Genomic DNA, 20779 nt, shown 5'->3' on the forward strand with positions numbered 1-20779 from the left:
TCAGCGCGCGAGGTGAGCCTGCACCACGCCGGGAACCGCCGCGAGAGCTTCAGGAAGTCTCTCCGCATCCGGGATCCCCGCCTGCGCCATGTGCGGCTTGCCGCCACCGCGCCCGCCCGCGATAGCCGCCACGTCGCGGATGATCGCATCCGCGCGCAGGCCGCGCTCGCGCAGATCGTCGGTGACGATTCCAAGCAGCGAGTTCTTCCCATCGTCGAACGACGCGGACAGCACCGCCACTCCGCTTTCCATCTTCTCACGAAGCGCGTCGCCGAGCGCCTGGAGCGATTTCATGTCCATCGCCGGCACGGCAGCCGCGACAACCGTCACGCCGTCCACTTTCGTGGCGCGATCTATCAGTTGCTGCATGCCGCTCGATCCGCCGCTCTTCATCGCCTCGTCGAGCTTCTTTTCCAGCGAGCGGCGCTCGTCGAGAACACCCTGGAGCCGCTTCACGATCGCCGCGGGCGACGAGCGCAGCAGCCCGGCGACGTCGTGGAGCGTCCTGCGGCGCCCGGTAACCATCTCGTACGCGCGCGGACCCGTCACGGCTTCGATACGCCGCACGCCTGCGGCGACTCCCGTCTCGCTCACCACCTGGAACAGCGTGATCTCCGCCGTGTTGCGGACGTGAGTGCCGCCGCAGAGCTCGGCCGATACGCCCGGGATAGTGACCACGCGTACGACGTCGCCGTACTTCTCCCCGAACAGCGCCATCGCGCCGCCCGCCACCGCCTCGGCGTAGGGCCGCTGCTGGACGCCGAGGGGAATTGCGGCGAGCACGCCGCGATTGACCATGTCCTCGACCTCTTCGACCTGCGCGTCCGTCATCGGGCCGTGATGCGTGAAATCGAAGCGGAGCCGATCGGGAGCAACAAGCGAGCCTGCCTGATGCACGTGCTCGCCAAGCACCGCACGGAGCGCCGCGTGGAGGAGGTGCGTGGCGGTATGATTGCGCTCAGTGTCCAGCCGCGCATCGCGCGGAACAGTCGCGGTGGCGGGTCCCATGGAGACGGCACCTTCCGCCTTGCCTATCGCGGTGGCCTTTCCCGCGATTCGCCTCACCTCGTCCACATCAATCCTCCATCCCTCTCCGACTATCGAGCCGCGGTCCGACACCTGCCCGCCCGATTCAACGTAGAACGGTGTCTCGCGCAGCATCACCGCGACGCGTCCTTCCGGCAGCTCGCGAATCGCCGTGACCTCTGTATCCGCGGCGATGCGATCGTAGCCGACGAACGTGACCGGATCCGCTGGAACCCAGCTCGTGTCGGCGAGGTCATCCGCGGTGATTCCGATTTTCTTCGACTTGCGCTCCTGTTGCGATTGCGCGCGCTGCGCGGCGAGCGCCGACTCGAATCCGGCGAAGTCCACCGTGTAGCCGCGCTCGCGCGCCATCAGCTCGGTGAGATCAATCGGGAAGCCGAACGTGTCATACAGCTTGAATACGTCCTCGCCCGGGATCGTGCCCTTCACCTCGGCGGACCCCTGCGTAGTGTCTTCGGGCGCGAGCTCGTCGAACCGACGCATTCCGCCGTCAATCGTGGCGAGAAAGCGCTGTTCTTCGGCGCGGGTCGTATCAATGATGTGGCGCTCGCGCTGGCGCAGCTCCGGATACACGTCGCTCATCATCTCGATGACACGCTGAACCACGTCCACCAGCGTCGGCGACGCGCGTCCGAGGAGCCATGCGTGGCGCACGGCGCGTCGGAGAATGCGGCGCAGCACGTAGCCGCGTCCCTCATTCGACGGAAAAACTCCGTCCGCCAGCAGAAACGCCACCGCGCGTGCGTGATCGGCGACGACGCGGAACGAAGCCGGGTCCACGTTCACGCGATTGCCGGTCTTCACGGCGGCCGAGCGCGCGCCGTCGGACTTGGCGGTGGGGCCGAGGTCGAACCAGTACGATTCGTCTGATTCCCTGCCGCGATAGGCAATCCCGCTCACCGACTCCAGTTGCGATATGAGCGGCGCGAAGAGGTCGGTGTGGTAGTTGTTGGTGACACCCTGGAGCACTGCGGCGACGCGCTCGAGGCCCATGCCGGTATCAACCGATGGCTTGGGGAGCGGAACGAGCGTTCCGTCCTCCTGCCGGTCGAACTGCATGAAAACCAGATTCCAGATCTCGAGGAACCGTCCCGCCTCGGCGCCTTCGACGAAAGCGTCGCGCGAGAATTCCGTTCGCTCGAGATCGGTCCACTCGCCAGCGGCACCCGCGGGGAAGCGCCAGTCTGCTGCAACGTGCGCGAGGTCCACGTAGATCTCCGAGCACGGTCCGCACGGTCCCGTGTCGGCCATTTGCCAGAAGTTGTCGTGCGCTCCGAGCCCATAGATGCGCGAGTCCGCCAGCCCGGTGATCTCGTGCCAGAGGGAGCGCGCTTCGTCGTCCTCTTCGAAGACCGTGACGCGGATGTGCTTCGGGTCTATTTTCAGGTCGCCGCTGAGGAACTCCCAGGCGTAGCGAATCGCGTCGCGCTTGAAGTAGTCGCCGAACGAGAAGTTGCCGAGCATCTCGAAGAAGGTGTGGTGGCGGGCGGTGTGGCCTACCTGCTCGAGGTCGTTGTGCTTACCGCCGGCGCGGACGCATTTCTGCGAAGTCGTGGCGCGCCTGCCGAAGGCGGGGGTCTCGAGGCCGAGGAAGAGGCGCTTGAACTGCACCATCCCGGCGTTGGCGAAGAGGAGCGTCGGGTCGTCGGAGGGCACGAGCGAGCCGCTGGGGCGAATGGCGTGGCCCTGGCGCTCGAAGTACTGAAGGAATCGTGTGCGAATTTCGGATGCCTGCATGGCTCCAAATATAGCCGGGGCGAAAAGATGACTCACCTGCTAAAGCAAAAGCGGGGACCCGAAGGTCCCCGCTTTTGCTCTCAGGATGTTGCGGTCGATCAGCGATCGGCCTTCAGGATGATGTTGTCGAGGCCCCAGCTTTCGTCGTAGTTCGACTGCTGGCCCGGGGCGGTGGTGCTGAACACGAACGTCGGCGCAGTGCCGGTAGCGCCCCCGCATTCGTTCGTGAGCGTATAGGTGAAGTGATAGGTCACGTCACCGAAGCTGCGAAACGTCGGTGTGTTCGAAAGCAAATTACCATCGGCGTCAAGCGCGTCCCTGTAGCCAAGCGCGTCAATGCTGTTCGGGACTGAGCCCGTACCAGCCTTGAAGCCGCCCAAGCCGTACGCGTTCGGGAAGTCCTGCTGTACCGTGTACTGATTAGAGAACGTCGTTGTGAAGATCGGATGGACGGTCGGATCTAAGCCACAGCGATACGCAACCTGGAAGACGTTCGCCAGGAACACGCCATGCTGGGCCTGCTTGCCTTTTCCGTCCCACGAGCCGATGACGTACAGGTCGAAATCAGCCGTGTATTTTGATCCGGCCGTAGGGAAAACGACCAGCGTCCGCGTATGGGTGTTGTTGTATCGGCCAATGAAGCCATTTAACGAGTTGCTCGGCGCGTACTGGATATCGGCCGACGACGACGCTAAGGTGGCGTTGTCCGTGTCTTCACCGATTCCGGTGCCAGCCGAAACATCGACGGTGCCGGAGGTGAAGCGGTACACAGCGTCGGTGAGGTTACCAATCGCTGGCTCCACCGTCGTCGGGGGAGCCGGCTTCGCGTAGCTGGGACTCAGATCAGGCTGATTTGCTGGCGCAGTGGAGTCACTGCAGGCGGCGAAGAAAAGCACCGCAAGGGGCAGAGTAAAAATCTTTTCATACATCCACTCCCGAATCGTAAAAGGTTGGTCGGCTTTCGCCGATCGATCCTTTTCGACGGCCAGGCAGTCTCCGAATGAGATCCTTGGCTTTGCGGACCGGCCTCGCGACCGGGGTGCCCTTATCGTAGGAGAATAACGCGCGAGATCAGTTACATCCTTGGCTCAGCAGCGCCGATCCCCCGCGCGCCTCGCTCCATGCGTCGCCTGCACGTTTCCCGACCGACTGAACCGGACCACCCGGACAGCCGCTCGTGCAAGCCATTTTAGTTCTGCTTCCCTTTCGAAAATTTCTCGCCCTCCGACGAGTCTGGTCGAACAAGGCAACGAGCAAACTTTTACTGACCCACCGTTTGGCTGTCAATACGCAAACTGATGAATGTTGTTGCAAGCAACCTTGAAAAGACGTATTAGCCCATATTTGTGATGGGGAAAACCGACTTCCCTGTAGCTACAACAATATCCGATCGATCGCGGCGTTTATTTCGTTGAGCTCGAAACCCCGGCGCGCGAGAAACGCGAACACCCTCCGACGCTTCACCACGGGCTCCAGATCGCCCAGCGAGGCAAGCTTTTTTTGAGCCGCCCTGAGCACCGCCACGGACGTGTCAATGGCTTCCTCGTCCATCACAGAGGCCGCCGCGCGCTTCGCCAAGTCGCGGGCGACTCCCTTCCGCGCCAGGTCCTGCTCGACCCGCCGAACTGACGCGCCCCCATGCACCAGCTTCTGCCTCGCGTACTCCGCCGCGTACCGCGAGTCGTCGAGCAGGCCGCTCGAGATCAGCCGCTCCATCGCGGCTTCCACCGCCGTCGCATCGAATTGCTTCTGCACGAGCTTCCGCCGAAGATTGCGGGTCGTGTACGCGCGCGCCGAGAGGAGGTTGAGTGCGTAGTCGTAGGCGCTGCCGGCCATCTCTCATCCACGAAAAAGAGTCGGGGCCGAATGAGACGCTCTTACCTGCGGAAACACCGGGCCTCCGCAGATCCGAACTCTCATCCGACCCCTCGCGGACGCCAATTGGTAGCCGTGACCTCCAATGGGCGCCGCTATCTACTCTTCCGTCGTGTCCGGCTCGCTCTCGCTATTTCCGGAGCGAATCCCGAGCACGGTCTTCACTTTCTCTTCCACTTCCGCAAGCAGCGCAGGGTTGTCCTTCAGGTACATCTTGGCGTTCTCGCGGCCCTGCCCGATCCGCTGGGAGCCATAGCTGTACCACGCACCCGACTTGTCGATGATACCAGATTCCGCGGCAATGTCCAGCACCAGACTCGCGTGGCTGATCCCTTCCGAGTACATGATATCGAATTCGGCCTGCTTGAACGGGGGGGCCACCTTGTTCTTTACGACCTTCACCCGGACGTGCGAGCCGATGATTTCCTCCTTCTCCTTCACCTGCCCAATCCGCCGGATGTCCAGCCGGACGGAAGCGTAGAACTTGAGCGCCTTTCCGCCGGTGGTCGTCTCGGGGTTCCCGAACATCACGCCGATCTTCTCGCGGAGCTGGTTGATGAAGATAACAGATGTTTTGGAGCGCGCGATGGCTCCCGTCAGCTTCCGGAGCGCCTGGCTCATGAGGCGGGCCTGGAGGCCTAAATGCGAGTCGCCCATGTCGCCCTCGATCTCCGCCCGCGGAACGAGCGCCGCCACGGAATCGATCACCACCACGTCCACCGCACCCGAACGCACGAGGATCTCGCAGATCTCCATCGCCTGCTCGCCGGTATCCGGCTGCGACACGAGGAGGTTGTCAATGTCCACCCCCAGCCGCTGCGCATAGTCAATGTCCAGCGCATGCTCGGCGTCTATGTACGCGGCGACACCGCCCGCGCGCTGCGCGTTCGCGACGACGTGCAGGCAGAGCGTCGTCTTGCCGCTCGACTCGGGCCCGTAGATCTCCGTCACTCTGCCACGCGGAATTCCGCCCACGCCGATCGCCGCGTCGAGGTTGATCGCCCCGGTGGGAATCGCATCAATGCGCACTCGCGCGTCCGAGCCCATCTTCATGATCGAACCCTTGCCGCAGGTCTTCTCGATCTGCGCGATAGCCAGGTTCAACGCCTTTTTCTTGTCTTCCCCCATCACCGAAACCGCCATCTCATCCGTCCTCTCGTTGTCGTTGAATACCGTGGCGCATCAGGCTCGAACAGTCGTCCGCGGGGCCCCCAAAGTGCCCTCCGAACACCCAAAACTGCTACCCGAATAAAATACGAAGATCGCGCCGATAATCAAGATTCATCTCACCTGAAACGCGTTTTCGATGTGCACGATCTCGGGGGTCCCCGATCCGTACACGATCCCAACGACATCGAACCGGAAAACGTCCCCCGCCTGCCGCGACCGGCCGATCCAGTCACGTGCGGCCCGCACCATCTCCCGCTGCTTTCGCCAGTGCACCGCCGCGAGCGGGCCCCCGAATGCCGCTGACACCCGCGTCTTGACCTCGACGAAAGCGATCATGCGTCCCTCACCGCCGACGCGCTCGACGACAAGATCGATGTCGCGGTGTCCGCTCCTGAATCTACGCTCGAGAACCCGCCATCCGCGTGCGACCAGCCATTCCTCCGCTATCCGCTCCCCTCGCTCGCCCAACGCCTGACGCGCCGCTGTCATGGCTGTCGAACGTAGCTTCCAGTTTTAGTGGCGAGACGCCAGCCTGTTGCTCGCGTGATCGAAAGCTTGCATCCGTGTTTGGTCGTCGGGCGCCGGGACCCCTTCGCTACCCGCTACCCGCTACCCGCTACCCGTTGCCCGCTGCCCGCTGCCCGTTGCCCGTTGCCCGCTACGCGCTACCCGTTGCCCGCTACCCGCTGCGAGCGAACAACGCAGTGAAATCCTGCTCGGTCATCATTTCAAGATTGCGCCAGCTTCCCTCGACGATGTCCGTCGGCACGCGACAATCTGACATTCGGGCAACGGGCAACGGGCAGCGGGTAACGGGAAACGGGAAACGGGAAACGTGCAACGGATAGCGGGCAGCGGGCAGCGGGCAGCGGGCAGCGGGTAGCGGGTAGCGGGTAGCGGGTAGCGGGTAGCGGGCCATTGCCGCCCTAAACGCGGGGCCCGCAAATACGGTCGAGATCGTCGAGCCCGGCCAGGACATCACGAGGCCGCGATCCATCAGGCGGTCCAAGCACGCCCGCCGACTGGAGCTGATCAATAATGCGAGCGGCGCGACCATATCCGACCTTCAGGCGACGCTGCAACAATGATGTGGATCCCTGCTGGTGCTGGATCACCACCTCGGCCGCCTCGCGGAACAGCTTGTCGCGATCGCCGTCCTCGTCTCCGGAGTTACCGCCGCCCACCGCTTCCTCCGCCTCCTTCTTCCGGATCATCTCGAGAATGTCCGACTCCGTCGGCTCCTCGACCAACAGACCCCGCGCCTCGGCCATCGCGCGACGACGGGTCTTCTTGTCCTCGTACCACTTCATCAGCCGCTCCGTGTCCTCGCTCGAGATGAACGCACCCTGAAGACGGGCCGGCTCCGACTTGCCCGGGGGAACGAACAGCATGTCACCGTTGCCGAGCAGCGACTCCGCGCCCATCGTGTCGAGAATCGTGCGGCTGTCTATCTGCGACGCGACGCGGAAGGCAATGCGGCTCGCGAAGTTCGCCTTGATGAGGCCAGTGAGCACGTTCACGCTCGGCCGCTGCGTCGCGAGGATGATGTGGATTCCGATGGCGCGCGCTTTCTGCGCAAGAATCGCCAGCGGAGTCTCGATCTCCGCCTGCACCGTCATCATCAGATCGGCGAGCTCGTCAATGATGAGCACGATGTACGGGAGAATCCCCCCCTTGTATTCCGTATTCTCGAACGCGACGCTCGGGTCTTTCGGGTTCCGGAGCGGGATGCCGTCTTCGACCTTGCGATTGAAGTCCTGGATGTTTCGCGCACCGTTCGCGGCCAGGAGCTCATATCGCTCCTGCATTGTATCCTTCGCCCACCGGAGCACCGCAGCGGCGTCTCGATTATCCGTGACGACCGGATGTCGCAGATGAGGAAGCGCGTTGTACACCGACAGCTCCACCATCTTCGGGTCCACCATCAGGAGACGCAGCGTCTTCGGCGTGTGGCGGTAGATGAGACTGGTGATCAGCGTATTGATGCAGACGGATTTCCCCGACCCGGTCGCGCCGGCAATGAGCAGGTGCGGCATCTTCGCCAGATCGGCGATGACGGGCTTCCCCTCGAGATCCTTGCCGAGCGCGATGGGCAGCGCCGCCGGCATCCGCTGATAGTCACGCGATTCGAGCATCTCGCGGAACGCAACCATCTCCGCTGTAGGATTCGGAATTTCGACTCCCACCGCTCCCTTCCCCGGGATGGGCGCGACGATGCGGATGCTCGGCGCGCGCATCGCCAGTGCGAGGTCGTTCGCCAGTGTCGCGAACTGCCGCACCTTCACTCCGGCCGCGGGCACGATCTCGAACTGCGTGACGACCGGTCCCGTCGTGCGGCCAACCAGCTCGCCCTCGACCCGAAACGTGCGCAGCGCGTCCATGAGCTTGACACCCATCGCGTCGAGCTCGCGGTTGCCGAGATCAACGTAGCGCGGCGGCGCCGGTGTCAGCAGATCCGGCGATGGAAGATCATCGTCGGCACCGGGCACGCTGCCGGCGGTGGATTCGATCGCGGCCGCGATCCGCTCGTCATGCTCGGTCGCGAGGTCCGCCTTGCTCTTCTTCTCACGCTTCTTTCTGTCGGCCCGCAGCGCGGAGGATTCATCCTCGGGCCCGGCGCCGTTCATCAATGCGATGTCCAGCGCCGGCATCTCCTCGGGGGTCGGCTCGGGCGGGAGCTGCGCACGATCGCGGCGTGGCGAAACCGGTTCGACGTTCGCCTCGGGCGTCTCTGCATTCTCATCAGAGGCAGCCGGACGATCTGGACTGCGCCCGACAATCGCCCGGATCGGATTCCACGACAGCGTCGCCGCCATGAGAGCGCTCAGCGACAGCGCGACCAGTATCCACGCCCCCGCGGTACCGGCGAACTGGAGCAGATAGAACGCTGCGAAGCTGCCCCACAATCCGGACAGAGCTGTCGCGTCGCGCAGGCCGCCCTCGGCCAGTCCGAGCCCGACAGGCAGCAGCACGACGAGTCCGAGAAGGAATACCATCCACGACCTGTCCGTTCTCTGATCGAGCCGTCCGAACAGCCGCAGCGCGTGCGCCGCGAGGGCGATGGGAATGAGAGCCGCCGAAGGCCAGCCGAGGAGGCGGGCCATCGGATATGCAAGGAGACTTCCCGCCCATCCGAAGCTCTGCCGCACGTCAACCTGCCCGCGCAACATCGCGACGCCCTGCATCGCCAGTGCACCGCCGAGGAATATTGCGAAGAGAATGAGCGCGATTCCCCAGAGCTCGCGCCGCAGCACAGACGACGAGGTCGTCCCCGAACCCTGCTTCAGCGAGCGCTTTTCCGTGGGACGAGTCTTTGAAGATCTTCGCGATGTTGTCGCCATATCAGTCCTCGAGCTTCACTTCTGCTTCACTTCTGCTTCACTTACGCCGGCTCGCGGAAAAGATCGGTCTCGCGCTCGAGGAACTTCGTGTCCACCTCGCCGGCCTGGAAATGCTTGTTGGCCATGACGCGAGCGAGGAACGGAATCGTCGTCGTCACCCCTTCGATGATGAACAAGTCCAGCGCCACCTGCATTCGTTTGAGCGCCTCGGCGCGATCCCGGCCCTGGCAGATGAGCTTCGCGATGAGCGAATCGTAGAACGGAGGAACGACGTAGCCGGTGTACACATGCGTGTCGAGTCGCACCCCCGGTCCTCCGGGCGGATGGAACACTTCGAGCTTGCCCGGTGACGGCTGGAAGTTGCGCGCCGGATCTTCGGCGTTGACGCGGCACTCGATGACGTGCCCGCGGAATGCCGGCGTCCCGGTGATGGAGAGCCTTTCTCCTGCGGCGACGCGGATCTGCTCCTTCACCAGATCCACTCCAGTGAGCATCTCCGTCACGGGATGCTCGACCTGTATGCGCGTGTTCATCTCCATGAAGAAGAACTGGCCGTCGTCGTTGAGCAGCATCTCGATCGTGCCGGCTCCGACGTAGTCTATCGCCTTCGCGCCGCGCACTGCCGCGTCACCCATCGCCGCTCGCAGCTCCGGCGTCAGCGCCGGGCTCGGCGCCTCCTCGATGAGCTTCTGGTGCCTGCGCTGCACGGAGCAGTCGCGCTCGCCGAGGTGGATCACGTTTCCGTGGCTGTCGCCGAGAATCTGGAACTCGATGTGTCGCGGTCGCGCGAGATACTGCTCGACGTACACCTCTCCGTTACCGAACGCCGACAGGGCTTCCGATCGCGCGAGCTGAAAAGACCGGATGAAGTCGTCGGGCTCGGTGGCGACGCGCATTCCCTTGCCGCCGCCGCCTGCCGCCGCCTTGATGATGACCGGGAAGCCGATCTCGCGCGCGAAGCGCAGCGCTTCTTCGGGATCCTCGACACCTCCCGGCGTGCCGGGAATGATGGGCACTCCGACTGCTTTCATCGCGTTGCGGGCGGCCGCCTTGTCGCCCATGACGCGAATCTGCGCTGCTGTCGGCCCAATGAACACGATGTTGCTCGCCGCGCACGTCTCGGCGAACTCGGCGTTCTCGGCCAGAAAACCGTAGCCTGGATGGATGGCGTCGGCGCCGGCAATCTCGGCGGCGGCGATGATGCGCGGAATCTTGAGGTACGAGTCACGCGCCGGCGCGGGGCCGATGCAGACGTCGTCGTCGGCGAAGCGCACGTGCAGCGACTCGCGATCCGCTTCGGAATAGACGGCGACCGTCTGGATCCCGAGCTCGCGGCAGGCGCGAATCACGCGGAGAGCGATCTCTCCGCGGTTCGCGATCAGGACTTTCTTGAACATTTCCCGGAGACCGTCAGGTCGTCACGTCCTGGGTGATGTTATCCCACTTCGTATCGCTGGCGCTGGCGACGCCCTGAATGCGCAGCGCGAATTCGCTCGGATTGGTGGCGTAGTATATCGCGTTCTCGTACGAGATCACGCCCTTCTTGTACCAGTTCATCAGCGACTGGTCGAAGCTCTGCATTCCGTACTGCACGGTACCTTCGGCGATCAGTTCCGGAATGTTGAGCGACCTGGACATGTCGCGGATGTTGTCGCGTACCGCCGCGGTGTTCATGAGAATCTCGGCGGCAGGCACGCGCCCCGGTTTGTCGGCCCGTGGCACGAGGCGAAGGGAGATGACGGCCTCGAGCGCGCTCGCGAGAAGGAAACGAACCTCCGACTGCTGGTGCGGCTGATAGAACGACAGCACGCGGTTGAGCGTCTGCGTCGCATCCGTCGTGTGGAGCGTGGAGAACACGAGGTGGCCCGTGTCGGCGGCCTTCATCGCCGTGTCCAGGGTGTCGAGGTCGCGGATCTCTCCCACCAGCAGGATGTCGGGATCCTGACGGAGCACGCGTCGCAGCGCCTGCGCGAAGCTGGCGGTATCGGTGCCGACTTCGCGCTGGTTGATGTGCGCCTTGTTGTCGCGATGGAGGAACTCGATCGGGTCCTCGATCGTGATGATGTTCGCGTTACGGTTCTGGTTGATGTGCTGGATCATCGCCGCCAGGGCGGTTGATTTTCCGGAGCCGGTGATTCCGGTGACGAGAACGAGCCCGCGCGGCTTGGCTGCGATCTGCTCCACGACGGGCGGCAGATTCAGCTCGGCGATGGTGCTCGCCTGGAACGGGACAATTCGAAATGCGTAGGCGATGGTTCCGCGCTGCTGGTATGCGTTGACACGGAACCGGCCGATGCCGGGAACGCCGAGGGCGAAATCCGCTTCCTTCATCTCCGCGAATTCCTTCTGGCGCTTGGGCGGCATGATCTGTTCGGCGAGCGTCTTCATGTCGTCCGAGCGCATCGGCGCCATCGGCAGATTGCGCAGCTCGCCGTTTACCCGGAGAGTCGGCGCACATCCGACCTTGAGGTGAAGGTCGGAGGCTTTCTGCTCGAGCATCTGGCGCAGGACGTTGTGGTAGTCGAACAGCGGCTCGGCAGAGGTGATTCCTTCAGCGGGAGTGTTAGCCATTTGGGTCTATCCGGAGAAGCACCTGTCCGTATTCGACAGGATGCGAGTTCTTGGCGAGCATCTCCTTCACGACACCATCGAATTCCGATTCGATCTCGTTCATGATCTTCATCGCTTCGATGATGCAGAGGATCTGGCCCTTGGAGATTCTGTCACCGACGCTCAGATACGGCTTTGCGCCGGGCTCCGGGGCGGCATAGTAGGTGCCGACCATTGGAGACTTCACTTCCAGATAGCGCGACTTGGCGGCTTCCGCGGCCTTCGCCGGCGACTCAGGAGGAGCCGCGGGTGCGGGTGCAGCGGGTGCAGCCGCCGCCGCCTGCATCGGCGCGGCGATCTGCACGGGCGCGCGCTGCCCCTTCGAGATGCGGATCTTCAGACCCTTGTCCGATGTGATCTCGATCGAATTCGCCGACGAGGCGTCAATCATGTCGAGAAGCTTCTTCACGTAGCGCAGGTCGATCATCCGAGGCTCTCCGCCGACCGCTGTCGCGGGTGCGCGTTTCGCGCTCCGCGACTGACGATGGATACATGTCTCATGCGACCTCTATTAGTTCCCGGGAAAAATTCGTAAGGATCTGCGGACCAATCGCTGAGAGATGGACGTCATCCTCAATACGGACTCCTCCCCACCCTGGCCGGTAAATACCTGGCTCGATCGTCACCACCGCGCCGGCGACCAGCGTCGCTTCGGCGGTACGGGCGAGGCGCGGAGACTCGTGCACCTCCAGCCCCAGCCCGTGACCGAGGCTGTGGCCGAAGGCCTCGCCGTGCCCGCAGCGCTCAATGTAGCTCCGAGCGAGCGCGTCGGCAGCCATTCCCGTCATTCCAGCCCTGACCGAATGGGACGCGATATGGTTCGCGTCCCGCACGACCTCGTAGACCTCGCGTTGCTCTGCCGTCGGAACGCCGATGACGAAAGTACGGGTCACGTCGGAGCAGTAACCCCTGTGCTGGGCGCCGAAATCGAGGAGAAGAAAGTCCCCCGTCTCGATAGTGCGCGACGATGCGCGCGCGTGCGGAAGTGCGGAACGGGGACCGGAAGCGACGATCGGCGCGAACGGCGCCTCTTCGCTGCCTTCGTCGCGGAGTGCCTTCTCGAGAATTCCGGCGATCTCGAGCTCGGTCTGCCCGGCGGTGACGAGAGGTATCGTGCGGGAAAGCGCGTCCGTGGCGATACGAGCCGCCTCGGCGATGAGCGCGACCTCATCCTCGTCCTTCGACTCGCGCAGCGCTTCCACCATGTTGATCTGCGGCCTCCACTGCCAACGCGATCCGTCAGCAAGCAACCGTTGAAAGTCGCGATGATACAGATGCGCCGACTCGAAGCCGATTACTTCGATGGACGGAATCCTCTGCAGCAGGTCCCAGAGGCCGGTCCACAGACTGACCGGCTCGATGCGAACCTTCGCCGTGTCTCCGACTTCGTCCGCCACCTGTGTCTCGTACCGGAAATCGGTGATCAGACGAATGTCAGATGCAGTGGCGAGGGCGAGGGCGCTCGTGCCGGAGAATCCGGTGAGATAACGAATATTCGGCAGGCTCGTGAGCAACAGTGCATCCACCTTTTCGGCGGCGAGGCGGGCGCCGAGGGTGGCGAGTCGGTCCCGGCGGCGATCAGCCACTGGTCTGCAGTTTCTTCACGAGGCCGCGAAGGGCGAGCTCGTAACTGTCGGCGCCGAATCCGCACACCACGGCGACCGCCGCATCGGCCAGTGCCGACCGGCGACGCTCGGGCTCGCGAGCGTAGATGTTCGTCATGTGAACTTCGACGAACGGCACGGCCACTCCAGCGAGCGCGTCGCGGATGGCGAGACTGGTGTGAGAGTACGCGCCGGCGTTGACGAGTGCGCCATCTGCCTTTCCGCGGAGAGCATGTACGGCCTCTACAATCTCCCCTTCTCCGTTCAGTTGTGTGAACGACAGCTCGGCGCCGATCTCAGCGCCGACTTCCCTCAATCGCTCGTTGATCTGAGCCAGCGTCGTGGTTCCGTAAAGCGATGGCTCGCGAAGGCCGAGAAGATTGAGGTTGGGGCCGTTGATGACGGCGATTCTCACGACTCCGCCAGACCGTCCAGCCATTCGCGGAATCGCCTGATGTCCTCTTCGGACTCCCGCGAGGATTCGGGAATCGGAGGAGCGGGTGGGGGTGTGCGCGTGGCGGCATCACGAGGCGCCTGCACCTGAGGAGCAGGTGCCGGCGTGGCAGCCGCTGGCTCCGGCGTAGACGCCCCGAGTGCACCGCTCAGAGCAAATGCGGCCCGGCTGTCTTCCTCGCTCACAGGCGAATCGGGGAACAGCTCGGAGAACGCATCGGTCGCCAGCGGATATTCCGCGGGCTGATCTCCGCTTTCGGACGCCTCGGGCTCCACGTCAGGAACAGCGGCGCGCGCTGTGAACGATCTCCACGGATGTCCTTCGGGCGGTCTGTGGGCGCCAAGCGTGGCAAAGAATTCACGGACCGTCGGTCCTTTTGGCACGAAGTGCGGAAGGTCGTCATCGTCGGGCGGCGGCGGCGAGTATGCGACAAGGTGGGAGTCATCCGCCTCGGGCTCCGCCTCGGGCTCCGCCTCTGCGGCGGCCTCGGCCTCTGATGCGAGAGTCTCCGCTTCCGCCGGGCTCTCCGGCGCGGTCTCATGAGCCATGGTGTCGGGGGCCTCGAACTCCATCGCCGTTGGCTCGTCGGGGGTGAACCCGGCGCCCCACGAGTCGGTGTCCCACGTATCGCCGCCCTGCAGCTCAATCTCGGTGAAATGGGTGTCGCCGGAGATCGGGGTCTCGGGTTCTGGCTCGATGTTCAGATCCTCGCTCGACGGAGCATACACGATGTCGTTACTCGCTTCGGCGTATGAGACTTCCACGGTCTCGATTGCGGGCTCGTCGGGGGCGGTCATGGATCCTCCGCTCGCTTCTGTTTCCGGGGACGACGCGGGCTCGGCGGAAAGCTCCTCGATGCGGCCGAGGATCTCCTTGTCGTCGGGATGATCGAGCGCGAGCTGTCTATAGACGTCGAGTGCCGCCGCCCGGTAACCCTGCCGGGCGTAGAGCTCGGCCATGGTTCGGGTCACGAACGGCGATTCCTCGCCGGGAGGAGTCTTGCGCCAAGCGACTTCGGCGTCGGTTTCCGCCGCGGGCTCGGGCAGCGGGACTTCAACGTCTGCGTTTTCGGGCGCCTCCGGAATACTGTCCAGCGCCTTGGCCTCGGCAGGCGGAGGAGCGGTTTCTTCGGTGACCGGCTCGGTCAGCTCCGCGATGTAAGCGGCGGTCTCCGCATCGTGCGGGTCGGCGTCGAGCGCGCGGCCATACCAGTGGCGGGCCTCCGCCGTTTCCCCGTGCCGGCGCGCGATGTCACCGAGCTGCTTCAGCACTATCGCGTTGTCCGGGTCAAGCGAGAGGGCCTTCTCGAACACTACTCTGGCTTCGTCTATCCGGTCGGCATCGTACAGCGCCTGCCCATACACGACATGGCCGCTCATGTGGCCCGGCTGCTGGGCGAGGTGCGCGCGGCAGATCGCAATCGCCTGCTCGGGATCTCCCGCCTTCCTGTATTCATTGGCGAGGGGCGCGAAGTAACGTCGCGGATTCTCGTGAAATTTTTGTCTGAGCTCGTCGATCCGGGGGGATCCTTGCATCGTTGGACCTCTGTGTTGTGCCATCCCCTGCATCATTCTGGACAGAACGGCTGAAGATACCGTGTTTGCTGGACGGGCGTCAATCGCACGAAGTGCCTGCGCGGCTTGCTTTTACGCGTGAGAAACCGGTAGTTTGTCAGGCCGTATCCCCTCAATCGAAGCGCACTTTTTTCTGGTCCGCCAGGAGTTAAGCCCCGTGCTGCAACAAATGCGGAGCTCCGCAAAGTACATCTGGATCTTCCTCGTCATTTTCTTCGTCGGAGGATTCCTGCTCGCCGAGACTTCCGGCCTTCTTGGCCGGGGTCCGCTCACGTCCACCACGACCGTCGCCACGGTCAATGGTGAGGATATTCTCGCGACCACGTGGTACAACGCGGTCAGCGCTCTCGAGCAGCAGGCCACCCAGCAGACTGGTCGCGGCATCACGCTCGACGAGCGCCGGCGCCTCTCCGATGAGGCCTTCGAGCAGCTCGTTGGCGACGCTCTGCTCCGGCAGGAATTTCGCCGTCGCAAGATCCGCGTGACGGACGACGAGATCGCCGAAGCCGCCCGCTACGCTCCGCCGCCGCAGCTCGCGCAGAGCCCCGAGCTGCAGACCGAGGGACGGTTCGATCCGGAGAAGTACCAGCGGTTTCTGTCCAGTCCCGCGGCGCGCCAGGAAGGCATCCTGCTCCAGCTCGAGGCGTACTATCGCGACCAGATTCCCCGCGAGAAGCTCTTCGAGCAGGTTGCGGCCGACGTCTACGTAAGCGACGAGCGCCTCTGGAGCATCTGGCAGGACACGCGCGACACGACCCAGATGAGCTATGTGGTGTTCCGGCCGGAGCTGATTCCCGATGCCGACGTTACCGTGCCCGAGTCGGAGATCAGCGACTACTACGACAAGAACAAGAAAGACTTCGAGCGGCCCGCGCACGCGGTCGTTTCAGTGATCGCCATTCCGCGCGCCGTCAGCGCCGCCGACAGTGCGGCCGTGAGAACGCGGCTGCTCGCGCTCCGCGATCGGATCATCAAGGGAGAGAAGTTCGAGGACGTCTCCAGGGCGGAGTCGAGCGACTCCGCGTCGGCATCCCAGGGCGGCTCGCTCGGCAAGGGCGGCCGCGGCAGGTTCGTGCCGGCGTTCGAAGACGCCGCCTACGCGCTCAAGCCGGGCGAGCTGTCGCAGCCCGTGCTCACGCAGTTCGGCTACCATCTCATCCGCGTGGATGAGCGGAAGGGTGATACAATCTCGCTGAGACACATCCTCCTCCCGATTCAGCAGAGCGATTCCGCCGCGACGGCGACCGATCGCCGCGCTGACGAGCTCGCGCGCATCGCGGCATCGAGCGACAAGCCGGAGGTGCTCGATGAAGCTTCCCGCAAGCTTGGGATTCCGATCAAGCGCGCTTCGGTTCTCGAGACCGACGCGCTGACGATTGGCGGCAAGTTCGTTCCGAGCGTCGGTCCGTGGGCGTTCCAGGGAGCGAAGCCGGGTGAGACAAGCGATCTCTTCGACGCCGAGGACGGATACTATCTTGGCCGTCTCGATTCGCTGACGAATGGCGGCATTCCGTCGCTCGAGCAGGCGACTCCCGAGATCCGGTCCATACTCGCGATTCAGAAGAAGCTCGACAAGCTGATGCCGCGCGCACAGCAATTCGCCTCACAGGCGGCGAGGACGTCGCTGGAGGACGCGGCGAAGGCCGCCGGGCTCGCGGTGATTCACAGCGAGCCGTTCACGCGCGTCGGTGGGGCGGCCGGGATCGGCCGATTGAATCAGGCGGTGGGCGCGGCGTTCTCTCTTCCGATTGGCGCTGTGAGCACGCCGATTCGCGTGTACGACGGAATCTTCGTCGAGCGCGTTGATCAGCGCGTGCTGCAGGACCGGAGCGAGTGGGAAAAGGTGAAGGCGGCGCAGCGGGCGCAGGTGACCCAGCAGCTGAAGCAGCAGCGGGTGCGTGACTTCCTTCAGAACCTGCGTGAGTCGGCGAAGATCACCGATCGCCGCAAGGAGATCGAGGCGGCGAACAGGCAGACAGTGCAGTAACCCGCTGCCCGCTACCCGCTATCCGTTTCCTAAATCAGCCTTTTCGGCTCCGGCCGTGTCTCCTCGGACTGCGTCGTTTTCCGCTGCTCGAGATCGGGCGGGTTGAGACGGTTGTCGTAGCGCGGCGGTCCGGTATCGAGATCGCGCGTCGCCTCGTTGATGTTCTTCTTGAACTCCTTGATTCCCTTCCCCATCGATCCGGCGATCTCCGGGATGCGTTTCGCTCCGAAGAGGAGAAGCACGATCACGAGGATGATCATGATCTCCGGGAAGCCAAGATTGCCTAGCATTGTCTGTGTCTCCTAGAAGAGCGAACGCGCAATCAGATAGGCGATAAGTACGCCGACCAGACTGAGCAGTGATACATCGAGCGCCACCGGCCCAAGCGCGAACTTGATGATTACCATGTCGATCGGCAGGGGCCCTACCGAAGGGGTTACACCGGTCGTGAAGAATTCCTTCGCGGCGCCTGGCGGAAGGAATTTTCGCGCGACCTCCGTGAGCAGGCCGCCGGCGATGAAACCGCTTGCCAGAACGATACCGTGAAACACGGCTCCGCGCCTTACAGCTCCGCGTGGTGGCGGCATTATGCGTGTCGCTCCATTACATATGAAATAGACTCGAGGAGCGCCTGTCGCGCTACCGTTTCGGGGAGAACCGTGAGGGCTTCGCGGGCTTGCTGGGCGAAAACCGCACCCTGCTGGCGCGCATACTCCAGACCGCCGTTGATGGTAACGATCCGGACCACCTCGGCGATGTCCGCTTCGCCTGGATTGTCGTTCGCGAAAAGAGCTTCAACCCTGGCCCGCTCCGCCGGCGTCATGACGCGGAGGGCGGCGACGAGCGGAAGCGTGACCTTGTGCTCCCTGAGATCGAGACCGGCGGGCTTGCCCGTGGTCTCCTCGCCTTCCGTGTAGTCAATCAGATCGTCCGCGATCTGGAACACCATCCCGAGAGCATCGCCGTAACGGAGAAGCGGCTCGCGGTATTCCCGCGCCCCGCACAGCGCGCCGACGTCGCACGCCGCCGACATCAACGACGCGGTCTTCGAGCGGATGAGGGCGTAATAATCGGCCTCCGAGAAAGCGAGCGCGTCCACCACCGCCAGCTGTCGCATCTCGCCGACGCTCATCTCCGTCGAAGCTCGAGTCAGCGCGCGAAGGACATCTATGTCGCCCAACGCCACCATCTTGGCGAGCGCTGTCGAATAGAGAAAATCTCCCATGATGACGGAAATCTGATGGCTGAACAGCGAGTTCAGTGTGGGCATTCCGCGCCGAAGCACGGAGTGATCCACGGCATCGTCGTGCACGAGCGTCGCGAGATGCACCAGCTCGACCGCGGCAGCGATCGTTATCGCCTGCGGCTCCGGCTTGCCGGCGACCTCGCTGCAGAGCAGCACCAGTGTCGGACGGAACATCTTGCCGCGCATTCTCATCAGGTGGCGGCCCATCTGCGCGACCAGGGGTGCCTCGTGCGACACCGACGCGACCATCTCGTCGGTCACCGCGTCGAGTGAATCGCTGACCGACGCCTGGATTCTTCTGAGGGCGTCCTTCTCGTTCGATCTCTCGGGAGCAGCCGGAGCGGCGAGTCCCGAAGCGCTCATGTAGACGCCTGGGCCAGCGACGCGAGTCGGCCCGCCGCGTCGCGGAATCCGATTTGCACCGCGAGAACGCGCTGAAAATACCCCGCCGCTTCTGCCGGGCGGCCGAGCGCTTCGGCGGCGCGACCAAGGAGATAGAGAACCCCGACGAGCCGTGCGTCCGACATCTCGGGCTCCTTCAAGAGGCGCTCGAGGACGGTCATCGTGACGCCTGCCGCACCCTTGTCCATGAAGCACTCGCCGATGGCCTCGGATGCCCGTACGCGCTGCGCCGGACCGCGCGCCGCCTTCTGGAACGAGCCGATCGCTTCGTCGAGGAGGCCCATCTCGCGGAACGCGATGCCGAGATCGTAGTGACTCCCGAAATCTTCCTCGTCCACGTTGCGGGAGATGCCTTCCTTGAACTTTTCGAGCATCTCGCCGAAGTCTTTCTGCTCCTCGTTCTCCGGCTCTTCGTCGTGCGCGACCATCCGCGTGGATGACGGAGTCCGGTTGCGCTCGAGCCATTCGCCGAGGTCAATGAACTCGTCGTCAGGAGTCGCGTCGGAAGTGATCTCGACCGTCGGGGCGAAATCCATCGGGGCGATCGCCAGCATTGGTGACGATTCTTCTTCGGCGGGAGTGATGAACCGAAGCTCGCTGCGCTGCGCGGGCTCCTCGGACAGCGACGTGAGCTCGAACCCCTCGGGAACGTCGGCATCCGGTTCCGGCTCGGGCGCGGGTTGAGCGGACGCAGGTTGAGCGGACTCAGGTTGAGCGGGCGCGGGCGCCGGCGACTCGTCGAAATCCAGGTCAAGGAATACCAGCCCTGCCTTCTTCTGCGCGCGCGGCGTGACGGAGCGCCGCGGCTTGAACGCCGGATCGAGTATCTTCATGCGCTCGAGCGTCGCCACCGCCTCACTCGTCCTTCCTTCCACCTGAAGCGTATCGTACAAAAGCTCGAGCTGCTCCAGCGCCTCCGTCTTCCTGTCGGCACGTGAAAGCTGCTCGGCGAGCATCAGCCGGACGTCGTCCTGGCCAGGACAGAGATCGGCGAACTCCTTCAGCGCGCGGAATGCCTCATCCATTTTCCCGATGCGCTGCATCCGGTCGGCATACTCGAGGAAGCTCTGCTTCGCGTCGCTGTTGAAGCCCTTCTTCGCGCTGATGATGCCGAGCTTGTAATAGACGATCGTTCTGCCCGGCGAATAGCGCAGGATCTTGTTGCAGAGGGCGATTGCGTTGTTGAAGAAGCCGCCCTCGGCGTACAGATCGGCGGCCTGCTCGAAGTAGCCCATCGCCTGCTCGTTATTGCCGATCCGGTAATGCAGGTCTCCCACGCGATTGTACAACGGCACGTCGCGTTCCTCGTCGCTCGCGCGGGTGCCGTTAAGAACCTGTTCGTAGAGCTCGAGGGCCTTGTCGTACTGCTTCCTGGCCTCGAATTCAGCGGCCTTCTGTTTCAGCTTGGCGGTATTGGACATCTGGTCTGCTGGGCGGTGGCGCGCGCACGCCGGCCGACTCCGGCTAGCGCGGGAGATTCAAGTTATCCGAGGGCTTCCGCGAGTAACAGGGTTTCCCCGACATCCACGTGCCCATACAACGACGATCACCATACCAATACGGTATCTCACGAACATCTCCGGCGTCCCAGATCGCCATGTCGGCGGAGTACCCCGTGGCTATCTGGCCGACCCTTCCGGCCAGGCTCAGCGCCGCCGCGCCATTGACGGTCGCGGCAAGGAATACCTCAGCGACAGTCATCCGGAGCTGGCTCACGCCAAGCGTGAGAATC

General features: G+C 63.8%; 18 protein-coding genes and 1 riboswitch. Of the genes, 1 reads left to right on the forward strand and 17 read right to left on the reverse strand.

From position 1 onward, the window contains the following. The 12 genes from alaS to Q7S20_11065 form a co-directional block, all read right to left on the reverse strand. The gene (gene alaS, locus Q7S20_11010; protein ID MDO8502362.1) at positions 1–2784 is read right to left on the reverse strand and encodes an alanine--tRNA ligase; all 2784 of its coding nucleotides are present in this window, start codon (positions 2782–2784) and stop codon (positions 1–3) included. A gap of 98 nt (positions 2785–2882) precedes the next feature. Then, entirely contained in the window at positions 2883–3680 is a 798-nt protein-coding gene (locus Q7S20_11015) for a hypothetical protein (protein MDO8502363.1), read from the reverse strand. Positions 3681–3761: 81 nt separating this feature from the next. Beyond that, a riboswitch (cyclic di-GMP riboswitch) is annotated at positions 3762–3838 on the reverse strand. A 320-nt stretch (positions 3839–4158) separates the two neighbouring features. Beyond that, positions 4159–4620 (reverse strand): regulatory protein RecX, encoded by a 462-nt coding sequence (locus Q7S20_11020; GenBank protein MDO8502364.1) that lies wholly within the window; start codon positions 4618–4620, stop codon positions 4159–4161. Positions 4621–4758: 138 nt separating this feature from the next. Next, a complete protein-coding gene (gene recA, locus Q7S20_11025; protein ID MDO8502365.1) occupies positions 4759–5802 on the reverse strand; it encodes a recombinase RecA in 1044 nt (347 codons plus the stop codon). Positions 5803–5940: 138 nt separating this feature from the next. Continuing rightward, positions 5941–6318 carry a YraN family protein gene (locus Q7S20_11030; GenBank protein MDO8502366.1) on the reverse strand — a complete coding sequence of 126 codons (378 nt, stop codon included), beginning with the start codon at positions 6316–6318 and terminating at the stop codon, positions 5941–5943. A gap of 437 nt (positions 6319–6755) precedes the next feature. Further along, on the reverse strand, positions 6756–9170 hold the full coding sequence (locus tag Q7S20_11035) for a DNA translocase FtsK (protein ID MDO8502367.1): 2415 nt from the start codon (positions 9168–9170) through the stop codon (positions 6756–6758). Positions 9171–9211: 41 nt separating this feature from the next. After that, positions 9212–10567, reverse strand: coding sequence for an acetyl-CoA carboxylase biotin carboxylase subunit (accC, locus tag Q7S20_11040; protein ID MDO8502368.1), 1356 nt, complete (start codon positions 10565–10567; stop codon positions 9212–9214). 13 nt (positions 10568–10580) lie between these two features. Further along, a complete protein-coding gene (locus Q7S20_11045; protein ID MDO8502369.1) occupies positions 10581–11741 on the reverse strand; it encodes a type IV pilus twitching motility protein PilT in 1161 nt (386 codons plus the stop codon). Then, positions 11734–12207 carry an acetyl-CoA carboxylase biotin carboxyl carrier protein gene (accB, locus tag Q7S20_11050; protein ID MDO8502370.1) on the reverse strand — a complete coding sequence of 158 codons (474 nt, stop codon included), beginning with the start codon at positions 12205–12207 and terminating at the stop codon, positions 11734–11736. Before accB ends, Q7S20_11045 begins: the two co-directional genes overlap by 8 nt. Before the next feature lie 70 nt (positions 12208–12277). Continuing rightward, complete coding sequence (locus Q7S20_11055; GenBank protein MDO8502371.1) at positions 12278–13366, reverse strand: aminopeptidase P family protein; 1089 nt, start codon at positions 13364–13366, stop codon at positions 12278–12280. After that, positions 13359–13823: a type II 3-dehydroquinate dehydratase gene (aroQ, locus tag Q7S20_11060; GenBank protein ID MDO8502372.1), complete on the reverse strand. Its 465-nt coding sequence runs from the start codon at positions 13821–13823 to the stop codon at positions 13359–13361. The genes Q7S20_11055 and aroQ overlap by 8 nt, the downstream gene beginning before the upstream one ends. After that, a complete protein-coding gene (locus tag Q7S20_11065; protein MDO8502373.1) occupies positions 13796–15373 on the reverse strand; it encodes a tetratricopeptide repeat protein in 1578 nt (525 codons plus the stop codon). The genes aroQ and Q7S20_11065 overlap by 28 nt, the downstream gene beginning before the upstream one ends. 208 nt (positions 15374–15581) lie before the next feature. On the opposite strand from Q7S20_11065, the gene Q7S20_11070 reads away from it, so the two are divergent. Beyond that, positions 15582–17399, forward strand: coding sequence for a peptidyl-prolyl cis-trans isomerase (locus tag Q7S20_11070; protein MDO8502374.1), 1818 nt, complete (start codon positions 15582–15584; stop codon positions 17397–17399). Positions 17400–17428: 29 nt separating this feature from the next. Here the strand turns inward: Q7S20_11070 and Q7S20_11075 are convergent, their stop codons facing one another. From Q7S20_11075 to Q7S20_11095, 5 genes are all read right to left on the reverse strand, one after another. Beyond that, the gene (locus Q7S20_11075) at positions 17429–17689 is read right to left on the reverse strand and encodes a twin-arginine translocase TatA/TatE family subunit (GenBank protein MDO8502375.1); all 261 of its coding nucleotides are present in this window, start codon (positions 17687–17689) and stop codon (positions 17429–17431) included. A gap of 12 nt (positions 17690–17701) precedes the next feature. Further along, a complete protein-coding gene (locus Q7S20_11080) occupies positions 17702–17986 on the reverse strand; it encodes a DUF4321 domain-containing protein (GenBank protein ID MDO8502376.1) in 285 nt (94 codons plus the stop codon). After that, complete coding sequence (locus tag Q7S20_11085) at positions 17986–19008, reverse strand: polyprenyl synthetase family protein (GenBank protein MDO8502377.1); 1023 nt, start codon at positions 19006–19008, stop codon at positions 17986–17988. The genes Q7S20_11080 and Q7S20_11085 overlap by 1 nt, the downstream gene beginning before the upstream one ends. Beyond that, positions 19005–20468: a tetratricopeptide repeat protein gene (locus Q7S20_11090; GenBank protein MDO8502378.1), complete on the reverse strand. Its 1464-nt coding sequence runs from the start codon at positions 20466–20468 to the stop codon at positions 19005–19007. Before Q7S20_11090 ends, Q7S20_11085 begins: the two co-directional genes overlap by 4 nt. A gap of 43 nt (positions 20469–20511) precedes the next feature. Next, the coding region (locus tag Q7S20_11095) for an amidohydrolase family protein (GenBank protein MDO8502379.1) at positions 20512–20779 on the reverse strand (268 nt) is incomplete at its 5' end.

The organism is Gemmatimonadaceae bacterium, from assembly GCA_030647905.1.
In the GTDB taxonomy this organism is placed as follows: Bacteria; Gemmatimonadota; Gemmatimonadetes; order Gemmatimonadales; family Gemmatimonadaceae; genus UBA4720.